The sequence below is a fragment of the Streptomyces sp. RKAG337 genome, from assembly GCF_023701715.1.
Lineage (GTDB): Bacteria > Actinomycetota > Actinomycetes > Streptomycetales > Streptomycetaceae > Actinacidiphila.
Map to the genome: position 1 here is coordinate 2,378,634 of NZ_JAJOZA010000001.1, position 13,316 is coordinate 2,391,949.

Sequence of the window (13,316 nt, forward strand, 5' to 3'; positions counted from 1 at the left end):
GGCCTAGGTGACCTGGGGCTCGAAGTCCCAGAACGGCCGGGTGCGGGACCGGGCCGAAACGGTGTGGACGTGCTGGGGACCGAGCGTCGCGGCCAGCGTCGCGATCGCCTCCTCCTCGATCTTCTCCGCCTCCTGGATCTTGCGCAGCGCCCGCAGGTCGGCGGCGAGCGCGATCCGGGCCGAGAGCGTCATCGGGTGGTCGCCGCCGAGGGTGGCCGCGGCACGGGCCGCGGTGTCGCGGCTGAGTTCGGCCGCCCCTTCGGGGTCTCCGGAGAAGTTGCGGGTGGCGGTGGCGTTGAGCGCGCAGCCCAGCGTCCAGGGATGGTCGGGACCGACCACCTCGTTCATGCCCGTGAGCGTCTCCTCGATCAGCTCCTGGGCCTGCTGGCGCTCACCGGCCGCGCGCAGCACGAGCCCGTTGTTCGCGAGGCAGCCCAGCACGTACGGGTGAGCCGGCCCGAGGGTGGCGCCGTAGCGCCGGGCGACGCTCTCGCCGACGCTGCGGGCACGGTCCAGGTCGCCGTGTTCGCGTGCCACACAGGAGTAGCTGGAGGCGACCATCAGCGTCAGCGGGTCGCTCTCGCCCAGCACGCGCTCCACCCGTTCCAGCAGCCGCGCCAGCAGCGCCGGGGCGCGGCGTTCACCGGCCCGGTACTGGCCCATGACGAGGGTGTGCTCGGCCCGCAGGGTCTGCGGGTTGTCGGGGCCCATGACGTCCCGGTGGGTGCGGACGCTGCGCTCCTGCACCGAGACGGACTCGTCGTACCGTCCGAGCAGCCGCAGGTCCCACGCGTAGTTGATCTCGGAGAAGAGCGTCCAGGAGTGACGTGGGCGCAGGGCGTCGCGGCGGATGTCGAGGGTCTGCCGGTCGAGTTCGAGCGCCTCCTGGTAGCGGCCGAGCAGCCGCACCGAGACGGCGAGGTTGTTGCGGGCGCTGAGGGTGCGCGAGTCGCGGTCGCCGACCAGCTCCAGATAGCCCTCCAGGACCAGCCGGGACACCTCGTGCGCCTCGTCGTACCGGGCGAGGCCGCGCAGCGACGCGGCCAGTCCGGTGGCGGCGCGCAGCAGGTCGAGGTCCTGCTGGCCGCGCTCCTCGCGCAGATGGTCCACGGCGATCCGGCAGATCGCCTCGGCCTTGGCGTAACTGCCGGTGGCGTGCAGCAGGTTGGCGTAGTGCCGGGTGATGTCCCAGATGCGGGGGTGGAACTCGCCGAGCAGTTCCTTCCAGGCGGCCAGCCCGCGTTCCGCGAGCTTGAGCCCGGAGGTGTACTCGCCCGACAGGTACATGTACCGCAGCGAGTTGAGCACCAGCTGCTGGATGTCCGGGTCGGTGCTCTCCAGCACCCCCGCCGCCTTCAGGTGCGGCGTGATCTCCGCGTACCGCGGCCACAGCCGGGTGTCGGTGGGGCGGCCCGGGTCCGCGGCGGCCAGCGCGCGGCGCACCACCACGGCGTACTCGCGCCGGTCGGCCTCGGGCATGCCGTCGCGGACGGTCTGGTGGACCATGCGGTGCATGTGCAGGATCTCGGAGCCGCCGCCCGGCTCGTCGGACCCCACGTCGTGAGACTCACGGCGCACCACCGAGTACTGGACGAGCTTGGCGGTGGCGTCGTTCCAGCGCAGCGGGTCGTTCATCAGCCCGACGAGCTGCTCGGGGAGGTCACGGGCCGGCAGTTCGCGCAGCAGCCGGACCGGGATGGGACCCGGTGCGAAGAAGACGCACATCCGCAGCAGGTCGATGGAGGCGGGCTCGGTGTCACGGAGCTGGTTCAGCAGTATCGACCAGGCGGTCTGGAACGTCATCGGGAAGTCGGCGGCGACCTTCAGGCCCGCTTCGCGGTTGTTCCCGGTGCTCAGCAGCCCGATGTACTCGTCGACGGACATGGTGGAGTCGCTGAGCCAGCCGGCGGTCTGGTCGAGCAGCAGCGGCAGGTCCTCCAGCGCCTCCGCCAGCCGGTCGGCGTCGGTCTCGTCGAGCCGGCCGGCCCGGCGGCGGACGAAGGCGACGCTCTCCTCGCGGGAGTAGACCGGGATCTCCATCAGGGCGGTGTTGTGTTCGCCCCACGCCCGGTTCTGCGAGGTGATCAGGACGTGGCCGGGGCCGCTGGGCAGCAGGTCCGCGATGTCCCCGACCTGGTCGGCGCCGTCCAGGACGAGCAGCCAGCGCGAGTACGGGGTGCCGCGGCGCAGCGAGTCGAGGACGGCGCGCAGCCGCTCCCCGTACTCGGGCCCGGTGGTGAGGCCGAGCGCCGGGGCGAGTTCGGCCAGCCGCTGGCGCAGCGTGCCGCGCTGATCGGCGGGGACCCACCAGACGGCGTCGTACTCGGAACCGAAGCGGTAGACGTACTCGGCGGCGATCTGGGTCTTGCCGACGCCGGACATGCCGAGCAGCGTGACGACGGCGGCGCCCTGTTCGGCCTGCTGCAGCCGGTGATAGACGCTGCCGAGCAGGTTCTCCCGCCCGGTGAACCGGATGTTGCGGCGCGGGACGCCGCCCCAGACCCGCGGCTGGTCGGCGGGGAAGCGCGGGCCGGAGCGCCCCGGCTTCTCCTCCGGCGGAGCGGTGTCGGCGGTGCCGAGCCGGGCCAGCAGCCGGCGTTCGGCCTCGTGCGCGCCGATCCCCCACAGCGAGGAGGCGCTGAGCGCGGCGGTCGCGGTGGGGAGCGCGGCGTTGGTGACCGAGACCGCGGCGAAGCGGTCGGTGTTCGAGGCGACGACGGTGCGCAGCGCCTGGTTCCACTCCTCGTGGGTGCGCGGACCCAGCTGGAAGTACCAGTCGCTGAGGATGACGAGGATGCGTCCCTCGGCGAGCATGAGGTCTTCCAGCGCCTGCTCGATGGAGGTGCCGGGCGGCGGGTCGAAGCGCTCGAAGGAGACCCGGTGCCCCTGCCGTTCGAGCCGGTCGCCGATCCACGCGGCCCAGGCCCGGTTGAATCCCGCGAAGCTGATGGTGACGGGCTGCCTTTCGGCCGTTGCCGCCGACTTCCGCACTACGGCCATGCGACCGTCTCCCTCGTGATGCGAACAAACGAACGGCCTCGACGGACCGTCAGATCCCTTAGCTGGGAACATACACCGGCGGTTCCCCTCCCGAGGTCTGCCTCCGCCACATCCTGCGGGCGGTCTCCACATAGGCGCTCGCACGGGCCAAGTGCCCCTCGGGCGGGGGATGATCCTTCAATCGGGTGAGCTGGCGGACCATCGCGTTGACGAACACCCTTCCCTCATGGGTGAGGCTCTGCGAGCCGGCCAGCGCGGGCATCGCGGCGCCGACCTGTTCGCGGCAGCGGGAGTGCTCGGCCCATGCCTTGTCGCGCTCCGCCGGGTCCTTGGCGCCCAGCGCGAACAGCTGCCAGTACTCGGCGAGCGCCAGGTGCGAGTACGCGCCCTGCAGCAGCCCGTCGAAGGGGCGCGGGTCGGGTCGCCAGGGTGCCCAGTAGCGCCGTTGGGCACCGGAGGTGTGCAGCAGGACGAGATCGGCGAGGGCGCCCAGCTTGGCGTGCTGCAGTTCGTGGACGAGCGTCGCGGCGAGATAGCCGGGGGTCCGCGGGGTGCTGCTGAGCACGGCGCCGAAGGCCTCGCGGCGGGTTCCGCTGCAGTGCGAGACGCCGCTGCCGTGCGGCCCGGCGCCCGGCGGCGGGGCCAGCGGTACGAAACACTCCAGCAGGGCCGCCACCTCGGCGGCGCGGGTCTCCCCGCCGAGGTGGATCACAGACATGGCGCCGGCCCAGGCGTCCTGCCACTGGTCGGACCCGGCGGCCGTCAGCCGGTCGTCGGCCCGCAGGCCGTGCCGTTCCAGACCGCTGTCCTCGGTCCGGAAGGGGTCGATCTCGTCGAGCAGCACCGGCCGCGGGCCGCCGGTGAGGACCCTCAGCGGGCACCAGCGCGGATCGCCGGACCGCCAGGAACCGTCGCGGTGCGGGTGGACCACGGCGGGGACGCCGTCCCGCACGATGACCGCCACCCGGCCGCCGGAGCCGCGCAGTTCGACCGGTTCGGGACCGGTGCCGGCGGGCGCCTGCGCGAAACGCAGCACGCCCAGCGTCGGCAGCACCACCAGGCCGTCGTGACCGATCGTCCTGAGGGTGAACGGCACGCGGGCGCGCGCCGCCGCCGCGGCGGCGAGGAGGCCGAAGTGCGACAGCTCGCGGAGGAGTTCCGGGCTCCGGTCCTGCCCGCCCTGCGCGACGCTGTCGAGCCGCCGCAGGCAGCGCCGGACCCAGGGGCCGACGAGGGGATAGAACAGCACGCCGCGCGCCGCGTCCCGGTCCGCCCGGTCGGCGGCCTCCAGCAGCGCCCAGTGCCGCCGGAACGCCGCCGCACCCGGGCCGGGGCGCAGCGCGACCGCGTCGAACAGGGCGCGCAGCTGGAGCAGGCGCAGCCGCTGCTGGCCCGCCGTGAGCAGGGCGAACTCCGCGCGGCCGCCGTGGGTTCCGCCGAGTTCCCGGAGCACGGCGTCGGATACGCCGCCGGGCCCGCCGGAGAGGATCCCTGCGGTCATGCCGCGGCCGCCTCGGCGAGCCGGTCCGCGACATGGCGGATCAGCCGCTGCAGGTCCGCGCAGTACACCGACGGATGCCGGAACCCCTCGCCGGCGCGGTACCGGTGGGCGTAGTTGCCACCGCCGCACACCTGGACCAGCGGGCAGCGGCGGCACTGTCCGGCCAGCGCGGCCAGTCCGCTCTGCCGGGCGGCGACACCCGGGTGCGCGAGGGCCTCGTCGAAGGAGTGGTGGAAGACGTCGAGCCCGGTGGCGGCGGCGCCCTCGTAGGCGGACTTGAGCGAGTCGACCTGTTCCATGCTGCCGTCGGTCTCCACCACGACGGCGTCGAACGGCCGCAGGCCCAGCGATTCGGTGGCCGCGGGGGCGCCGAGGAGCAGCGCGAGGCACTCCTCGAAGATCCGCACCCGGACCCGGCGGCGGTCGGCGCGCCACCACCGGTCGAAGACGGTGCACAGCCAGTCGCCGTACGGGGCCGGCCGCTCCGCGGGTGCGGGCAGGCCGGGCGGCGGTGCGCTCCAGTTGCCGTGCGGGAGGAGGAAGTCCACGGCGGGCGGCGAGAAATCGAGCAGCGACTCGTAGACCTCGGCGGGGTCGGAGGCGAGGTCGACGACGCAGAGCACCCCCGCGTAGCCGGCCCGGTGCCGGTCCTCGGCGAGCAGCCGCAGCCCACGGGCGGCGGCCGGCCACGACGGGCGGCCCGCGTGGTCCACCCGCGCCAGGTTGTGGGCGGGCAGCCCGCCGTCGAGGCTCACCCCGACCCGGATCCGGTGCGCGGCCAGCGTCCGCAGCCGCTCGTCGTCGAGCAGCGTGCCGTTGGTCTGGACGGTGGCGTGCACGGCGCAGTCCGCGGGCACCGCGGCCCGCACCCGGTCGACGACGGCGCCCAGCGCTCCGGCCTCGGCGAGCAGCGGTTCACCGCCGTGCAGGACGACGGCGATGTCGGTGAGCCCGTGCGCGGCGGCGTGTTCGGCGATCCGGGCGGCGGTGGCGTCGAGCACCGGGGCGGCGGGGGTGGCGGGACGGTGCCGCCAGCCGCTGTCCGGGCCCGCGTAGAGATAGCAGTAACGGCAGGCGAGGTTGCAGCGGCCGTTCATCTTGAGGATGAACTGGCGGAAGGGGACCGGGCGTGGACCGTCCGCCCCCGACGGTTCCGGCGGCTTCACCGGTCCTTCCGTGGCCTGCCTCACTGCGTGTCCCCTGTCCCCCGGTTCGTGGCGGAACCTTCCTTCTCCTGCGGCAACGCAAACGCCGGCGTATCGGCATTGTCCGGATCGGTCCGCGATCCGACCGAAACCGGGCGGGGCACGGAGACGGCGCGGGCGGCCGCAGGCCGGAAGGCGCTGTCGAACTCAGAAGGCGCTGTTGAATCCCCAGAGGATCTCGGTGGGTTCACCGAGCCGGGTCCGCAGTCCCTCCAGGACTTCGGCCAGTACCGGATGGTCGGCCTCCCGCAGCGACTCCAGATCCAGCGTCAGCGGATCCGGCAGCTCCGCCGCGCCGTCCGGCAGGTCCGTACGCTCCGCGTTCTCTCCTTGACGCATCGTCACACCACCTTATTTTTCCCCGCAGTTGGGGGCCCATCTGGGATGCCCGCCCGCCGGGTGCCCAAAACCAGACGGGGCCGCCGGGCCGCCCCGCCGCTACCTTCCGCCGCCCATCCGGGCCAGCCGCTGTGCCGTCCACTCGGCGTCCCGGCCCCCGCCGTCCGGGAGTCTGCGCCACTCCTCCAGGGCCGCCCGGTACGCCTCCCGCGCGGCCCGCGGCCGTTGTGCCGCCTCGTACACCACACCGCGCCGGTGGTGCGCCTCGGCGGTCAGCCGCACCGCCGGGGACGGGTCGGCCAGCTGCTCCTCGGCCGCGCGGGCGGTCTCGGCCGCCCGGCGGAACGCGTCGGCGGCCTGGTCCAGCCGGTCGGGCCCGCCGATGTGCCGCACCTCGCCCAGTTCCAGCCAGGCGCGCGCCCGGACCAGCGGCGCGCCGCCGTTCCTGGCCGCCAGCCCGAAGATGTGCTCCGCCTCCCGGAGGTCGACCATGTCCTCCCGGGTCCGGTAGCGCAGCAGCAGCGCCCGCCCCAGCATCATCAGCCGTTCGGTGAGCCGGGGATGACCCGCCGGAGAGTGCATACGGCAGTCCCGCAGCACCCGGATGGCCCGGGAGACGAAGGCCGCACCGCCGTCCAGTTCGGCCCGCCGCAGCAGGACCCCGCCCCACTCCTGCATCAACTCGCCGTACTCGGGCCGGTCCCGCAGCATCAGCGGGGCCGCCTCCTCGAACCGGTCGGCCGCCTCGTCCAGATCCGACGGCGGCCCGCCCGCCGCGTACCGGTGCACCCACATCCGGGCCGACCTGACCAGGACCTCGGCCCGGAGCGACTGCTCCCTGACGTCCTCCAGCGTCCGCGCCACCAGTGCGCCGGCCTGCTCGAGCCGGTCGCCCGTCAGCAGCAGCGCGTCGGTCAGCAGCAGCTGGGCCCTGACCCGGTCCTCCATCGGCCCCGGCCCGGCGGCCATGACGGCGCACGCGTACTCCAGGGACTCGGCGGCCTGCCCGGCGTAGACGCGGGCCCGTTCCGGGTCCTCGGCGGTCCCGGCCAGCATCAGCAGCGCCCGCCCGCGGGCCAGCGACAGCCCGGCCGGCTGCGGTTCGCTACCGCCGCCCCAGGGGCGCCCGTCGGAGAACGCCTCCAGCATGCCGATGGTCTCCTGCAGCGGCCCGGTGTCACCGCTGAGCCGCCACTGCTCCTCCAGCACCTCCGCGTGCTGCAGGGTGGTGCGCAGCGCCTCCTCAGGGTCCAGGTCGGTGGCCGCACCGGCCGCGGTGAACTCCCGGTCGGCGCGCCGCAGCAGCTCCAGCGCGGCCTGCCGCTGGCCGAGCGCCCGCAGGTCGGCGGCGGCCGCGTGCAGCACCCGGGCCAGCACGGCGCGGGCCCGCACCACTCCGGGCGAGGCGACGGCGACCTCCGCGGCCTCCTGCGCCTCGCGCAGCAGACCGGCTCCGCCCTGCAGCCGCCACAGCCGCAGCAGGTTCTGCGCCAGCTCGCTCCAGAGCTCGGGATCGGCCGCGGTCGGCAGCCCGGCGGCCGCCGCCCGGCGGAGCAGCTGTACGGCGTCCAGCAGGCTCTGCACCATGCCGTCGGACTCGAAGCGCTCGACGAGCACCCTGGCCCGTTCCAGCGCCGCCTCCGAACGGGGAGCGCCGGCGCCGCCCTCGACGCCGATCTGCTCGGTCACGTCCGTCAGCGGGATGAAGCGTTCCAGCACCTTCGCCGCCACCTGGGCGAAGGGCTGCGCGGCCCGCCGGGCCGAGTCCTCCGCACCGCCGTCCAGCGCCGGCATCCGGCCCGGCACGGCTCCGCCGCCGCGGCCGTCCGCCAGCTGGGCGATGGCCAGCGCCGGGAAGTTGGGGCCGCCGAGCCCGAAGCGCTGCTCGACGTACTCGGAGCAGTGCTTGAGCACCAGCAGTGCCTCGTCCCGCCCCAACGGACCCAGCAGGACGTCCTGGACGCCCTCGGCGAACGCGTACCACTGCGCCGGCGGCCGTGCCACGGGCACCTCGCCGATCACGGTGCCGTACGCGGGGGTGTCCAGCACCGTTCCGTACGGGGGGGTCTCCGTCCCGGGACCGGCGGAGCCGCCCGAGCCGGCCCGGGTGAGCAGCCCGCTGAGCAGCACCTCGGAGAGCTCCGCGGGTCCGGAGTCGGGCAGCATCGTGCGCTGCACCAGCTGCATCACCGGCAGATAGAGCGGGGCCGCGGCCACGTACACCGCGAGCTGGGCCGCGCCCGGGGAGGCGGCGGACCGGAACCGGGCGACGAGCTCGGCCGGGGCCAGCGGTCTGCGCGGCCGGGACGGCGGCGCGGCCGGCTGGTCGGCCCGCACCCAGCCCACCGCGGCCGGCACCGGACCCGTACCGGTGCCCGACAGCAGCCGCGCCCACGCGCCCAGCGCGGCGGCGGTCGGCGGCAGCACCGGGACCGGGACCATGCCGGGACGCTCCAGCGCGCCCTCCCCCTCGAAGTGCAGCGTGGCCGACTGGCCTGGGCCCTGGCCACGCATCAGCAGCCCGTACGAGGTCGGCAGCCGGGTACGGGACCACAGCCGCTGCGGCAGCGGCTGCAGCACGGCGACGGGCGCGTGCCGGGACAGCCGGTGCAGCAGCCGGTGCGCCTCGCCGCTGCGCCACAGCGGGCCGGCGCAGTCGCTGACGAGCACCGTCACCTGACGTCCCGTCGGGTCGTTGAGCTGGTCCGCGGAGCGCAGCCCGGCGGCGCCGGGTTCGAAGCGGCGGCTCACCGCGGCGCCGCCGTCCGGGGTATGGTGCAGATACTGCACATGGACGTCGCGGAAGGCGCCCAACTGCCCGAAGACCTGCTGGAACTCGCCGAGCATGCGTTCCCACACGTACATCGACGACGAGGCGTCCATCAGCAGCTGCAGCGAGGCGTCGCCCCGCGAAATGCTGCGGAAGACCGGCATCAGCAGACCGCCGGCCCGCGCGCTGCGCTCCGCCGTCGCCGACTCGTCCAGCTCGCTGCGGATCGGCGGTGCGGCGCTGTGGTAGCGCTGCAGCGGGCGCAGCGCCCGCTGCAGTTCCAGCAGCCCCGGCAGTGCGGGCGCCTCGGGCACGCCGATGGAGATGGCGCCGCCCGGCAGCGGCGAGCCCCGTCCGCCGCCGGCCGTGCGGTCCCGCTCCCCCGGATACAGCGCGATGCTGCCGCCGGGCAGGCCGCCGCCGCGATGGCCGGTTCCCGCTCCCGGACCGTCGTCGCGGTCCGCCGCGTCGGCCGCCGGGTCCGCCGGCCGGTCCGCGGTGTCCCCGCCGGCCGTCCCGGTCGCCGGGCCCGCCGGGCGCGGGCCGTCGGCCCACTCGCCGGGCTCCGCGCCGGCCCCGGCGGGCTGTGACCAGCGCGCCAGCCAGACGGCGTCGGCCAGTTCACCCAGGTCCGGATCGAGTCCCGCCCCGCGCAGCCGCTCGATGATCTCCGCGAGCGGATCACGGCGCGGCCCCGGCGCAGGTGGCGGGGAGGGGGGAGGCGCTGTCACACCCTCACCTCGGCCGGTCGAGGCGCTGGATGAGCATGTCGGCGAGCCGGTCGCGGGACGGCGGCGCGGCGTGGTGCGTGAGGTAGATCGCGTTCAACAGCTGGTCCGCGGCGAGGAGTTCGCTGCGCGAGCGCTCCAGGAAGCGGGTGATCAGATCGTCGCCGATCCGGGCCGCCTCGGTCCCCAGATGCGCCCGGACCACGGTGGCCAGCCGCTTGTGGTCGGGCTGCCCCAGTTCGAGGTGGATGCAGCGCCGCAGCAGCGGCGCCGGGAAGTCGCGCTCGCCGTTGCTGGTGAGCACGACGAAGGGGAAGGCCCGGCAGCCGACCCGGCCGTCCTCGACCGTCACCTTCGTGCTGTCGTCGGTGAGCACCTCGACCCGCGGTTCGCGCTCCGCGAGCCGTTCGAGCTCGGGGATGGCGAACTCGCCCTCCTCCAGCACGTTCAGCAGGTCGTTGGGGAGGTCGATATCGCTCTTGTCCAGTTCGTCCACGAGCAGCACGCGGGGCCGCGCCGTCGGCAGCAGCGCCGTGCCCAGCGGACCGAGCCGGATGTAGCTGCCGATGCCGCCGGGCGTCTGGGCCCGGCCGCTCGCCGCGATCTGGGTGTCCTGGAGCCGCGCGATGGCGTCGTAGCGGTAGAGGCCGTCCTGCAGCGTGGTGCGGCTGACGATGGGCCAGCGCAGCACCCGGCCGAGGCCGAGCTCGTACGCGACGGCGTGCGCCAGCGTGCTCTTGCCGGTGCCGGGACTGCCGGTGACCAGCAGCGGACGGCGCAGGTACAGCGCGGCGTTGACGATCTCCAGCTCTTCGGGACTCGGCCGGTGCAGCTGCGCCATGTGCCGGTACGCGCCGAGCCGGCGGGTCGAGGCGCTGTCCGTGCCGGGGCCGGGCTCGACGAGGGGGCCGCCGTCGAAATCCCGCCACGGCGGCGGATCGGGCAGCGCGCTGATCCCGTCGTGCGGCTCGCCGGCACCCCGGTAGATCAGCCACTCGTTCTCTTCGTTGCCGTCGGTCCCGGCAGTCCCGTCGGGCCTCGCGTTGATGTCAGGCACTACATGCTCCTCGTCGCTCGTACGTCGATGGCAGGAGCGCAGACCACGTATCGACCGTCCCACGGAGTGGGGGCGGAACATAAGGGGTGTGTTCGGCCGGTCATGGCGTCTCCAGCGGCTGATCGGTGCCGGGCAGCGGGCGGGTCGGGTCGTCGTACAGCAGGATCAGTCCCTTGGAGATGTAGGCCTCGGGCTCGCGGCGGGCGAGATCGGCACGCAGCTTACGCACCGCCTCCGGCAGCCGGTCCGCCTGCGCGGCGGCGGCCACCGCGTGTTCCACCCCCCGGTGGAAATCGGTGCACACCAGGTCCCGTTCGGCCCGTTCGCGGCGCCAGAGGACCACGCCGTACCCGGCGTTGGTGACCCGGCGCAGGTTCGCGGGGCCGTCCTCGGCGTCCGAGGCCCGGCACAGCGCGGGCACCGAGTACAGGCCCCGGGAGCGCAGTTCGTCGTCCGAGGGCACCGGCGCCGGCTCCCCGGCGTCGCAGTCCAGCACCACCGGCTCCATCGGCCCGGCCTGCACCCGCTTCCAGCGGGCCCGCCGCAGGGCCGCGTCCTCGCCGACCTCGTCCGGGTCGTACTCCGGGTCGGCCCGGCGCACCACGACCGGGCGCTGCTCCCCCAGCGTCGTCCCGTCCGCCGGCATCCGCCAGGTCTCCACCGGCAGTTCGAGCAGCGCTCTGACCACCGCCACCTGAAGGACCGCCCGGCGGTCCGGCTCGTCGCAGCGGCGGAACGCCTCGGCGAGCGGGGCGCTCAGCCGCACCGGCAGCTCGCCGAGGCGGGTGCCTTCGGCGCCCTCAGCCACCGGCCGGACGTCGCCCGCCGCGTCCACGATGGCGATCCGCCAGTCGTAGCTGTCGCGTTCCCAGCCCCGGCGGTCGATCTCCAGCAGCACCGAGGGGTGCGAGACCGCCTCACGGGCGGGCGGACCGCCGGCGCCCGGGACCCGCACACCGGACGGGCCGGGGTCCGTCCTGCGGTCGTTGACCCGGGCGAGCCATTCGCGGCCCAGCTCGTTGCGGAAGCCGCGCGACAGGTCCCGCTCGCTCGCGGCGACGGCCGCCGCCCAGTTCCACAGCCGGCGCTCGGCGCCGTGCGCCGCCTCGTACGGGCGCTCCGCCGTCGCCGCGTGGACGCAGTAGCGCAGCACCGTCTCCAACTCGCTCTGGCCGCGCCGCAGTTCGTAGAGCAGCCCGAGCCCGTCGCGCCAGCCGCGCGGCGCCAGCGGCAGGTTCTCGCAGGGCTGGCCGCGCAGTTCGTTGACGGTCGCCAGCAGACTCAACGTGCTGACCGGCGGCGGGAGTTCGGCGAGCAGCCCGAGCAGCTCGGTGCGCATCCCGGGCGAGAGGGCGCGCCCGGGGGTGGCGCCCAGCAGGTTGTGGGCGTCGGTCCAGGTCGTGACGTTGGTGTCGGCGCGCCGGTGGCGGTCGGCGTGATGCCGGTCGTGGGCGTGCACCACGCGCTGGAAGAGGTCGTCGGACTCGGCGGCGACCGGCCGCCGCGGCAGTGGCAGCCCGCGCAACTGCACGACGGATATGGCCAGTCCGCCGTCCTGCCCGCCGCGCCGGGCCTTGAGCACGCCGATCACCTCGCCGCGCGCGAGGTCGACGACCGGGCCGCCGGAGGCGCCCGACGGGATCTCGTCCTCGTTGCCGAGGCGGAGCTTGCCGTCCCTGCCCAGCTCACCGCGGATGGTGCACCGGCCGCTGACGTCCTCGACCTCGCCGTCCACCTCCATGCAGCCGAAGAAGGCGACTTCCTTGCGGGTGAAGACCTTCGAGGTGCGCTCGGTGAGCCAGACGCAGGCGTGCGGCACCGGTTCCAGCAGCCGGATCAGCGCCAGGTCGGGGGCCGGCCATAACCCCGGTCCGGGATTCGCCGTCGGTTCGGCCCACTCGACGCGGCCGCGGACCGTGCGTCCGTCGAAGGTGATGCCGACCTCGCGCCCACCGTCAGCCACCGCGCCTCCCTCGCCCCGGAGCGCCACATGGGCGCAGGTGAGCACCCAGTTGGGGGCGACGAAGAAGCCGCTGCCCCATGGGCGGACGGCGACGTCCCCGGCGGACGGACCGCCGGACCCGTCCGGGGCATACCCGGACGGAGGGGCATGAACACGTACGGTGGCGGCTCTCACCAGGGGCGCCAGGGTCTCGAAGGGATCCGAGTCCTCGTCCTGTGCGTCCTGTGCGCCCCCATACCCCCCTGTCACGCCGCGCCACCCCCCGTTCGGCCAGCAGTAACGAAAGGTTAGCGGCCTGCGAGGACCCGCGCGAGGGAGTGTCGGAATGCTGCCTATCCTTGCCTGGAATGTCCCACCGTCCCCGTGTCGCGGTGTCCGTGCGCACCGGTGACCCCTGCTTGGAGCTATGGAGCATCCCGTGTACTTCACCGATCGCGGTATCGAGGAGCTGGAGAGCCGGCGCGGCGAGGAGGAGGTCACCTTCGAGTGGCTCGCCTCCCGGCTGCGGGAGTTCGTCGACCTCAATCCCGACTTCGAGATCCCCGTGGAGCGGCTGGCCACCTGGCTGGCCCGGCTGGACGACGAGGACGACGAGGACGAGTGACGGCCCGCGCGGGCGCCGCACCGGCGCCCGCCGACGCCGCTCGGGAACGACTCGCGTACGGCTCAAGACCGCGGAACAGGCCGCTTGACTTCTCCAGTACGCGATATATCGTGTCTACCAAGAGACGCGATATGTTGCGTTGCCTGACG

At 74.4% G+C, this 13,316-nt stretch carries 8 protein-coding genes; 1 reads left to right on the top strand and 7 read right to left on the bottom strand.

What is annotated here, in order from left to right; all coding sequences use genetic code 11:
• Positions 1-3 precede the first annotated feature (3 nt).
• From fxsT to LNW73_RS10235, 7 genes are all read right to left on the bottom strand, one after another.
• A complete protein-coding gene (gene fxsT / locus LNW73_RS10205) occupies positions 4-3,000 on the bottom strand; it encodes an FxSxx-COOH system tetratricopeptide repeat protein (protein ID WP_250989717.1) in 2,997 nt (998 codons plus the stop codon).
• Positions 3,001-3,058: 58 nt separating this feature from the next.
• Positions 3,059-4,501 carry an aKG-HExxH-type peptide beta-hydroxylase gene (locus tag LNW73_RS10210; RefSeq protein WP_250989718.1) on the bottom strand — a complete coding sequence of 481 codons (1,443 nt, stop codon included), beginning with the start codon at positions 4,499-4,501 and terminating at the stop codon, positions 3,059-3,061.
• Positions 4,498-5,598 (bottom strand): FxsB family cyclophane-forming radical SAM/SPASM peptide maturase, encoded by a 1,101-nt coding sequence (locus tag LNW73_RS10215; RefSeq protein ID WP_250992867.1) that lies wholly within the window; start codon positions 5,596-5,598, stop codon positions 4,498-4,500. The genes LNW73_RS10210 and LNW73_RS10215 overlap by 4 nt, the downstream gene beginning before the upstream one ends.
• Before the next feature lie 255 nt (positions 5,599-5,853).
• Entirely contained in the window at positions 5,854-6,045 is a 192-nt protein-coding gene (fxsA, locus tag LNW73_RS10220) for an FxSxx-COOH cyclophane-containing RiPP peptide (RefSeq protein ID WP_250977666.1), read from the bottom strand.
• 99 nt (positions 6,046-6,144) lie between these two features.
• The gene (locus tag LNW73_RS10225; RefSeq protein WP_250989719.1) at positions 6,145-9,546 is read right to left on the bottom strand and encodes an SAV_2336 N-terminal domain-related protein; all 3,402 of its coding nucleotides are present in this window, start codon (positions 9,544-9,546) and stop codon (positions 6,145-6,147) included.
• 4 nt (positions 9,547-9,550) lie between these two features.
• The gene (locus tag LNW73_RS10230) at positions 9,551-10,600 is read right to left on the bottom strand and encodes an AAA family ATPase (protein WP_250989720.1); all 1,050 of its coding nucleotides are present in this window, start codon (positions 10,598-10,600) and stop codon (positions 9,551-9,553) included.
• A gap of 100 nt (positions 10,601-10,700) precedes the next feature.
• Complete coding sequence (locus LNW73_RS10235) at positions 10,701-13,043, bottom strand: VMAP-C domain-containing protein (protein WP_308407654.1); 2,343 nt, start codon at positions 13,041-13,043, stop codon at positions 10,701-10,703.
• On the opposite strand from LNW73_RS10235, the gene LNW73_RS10240 reads away from it, so the two are divergent.
• On the top strand, positions 12,982-13,167 hold the full coding sequence (locus tag LNW73_RS10240; protein ID WP_250977662.1) for a DUF6104 family protein: 186 nt from the start codon (positions 12,982-12,984) through the stop codon (positions 13,165-13,167). The genes LNW73_RS10235 and LNW73_RS10240 overlap by 62 nt on opposite strands.
• The last annotated feature ends 149 nt before the right edge of the window (positions 13,168-13,316 follow it).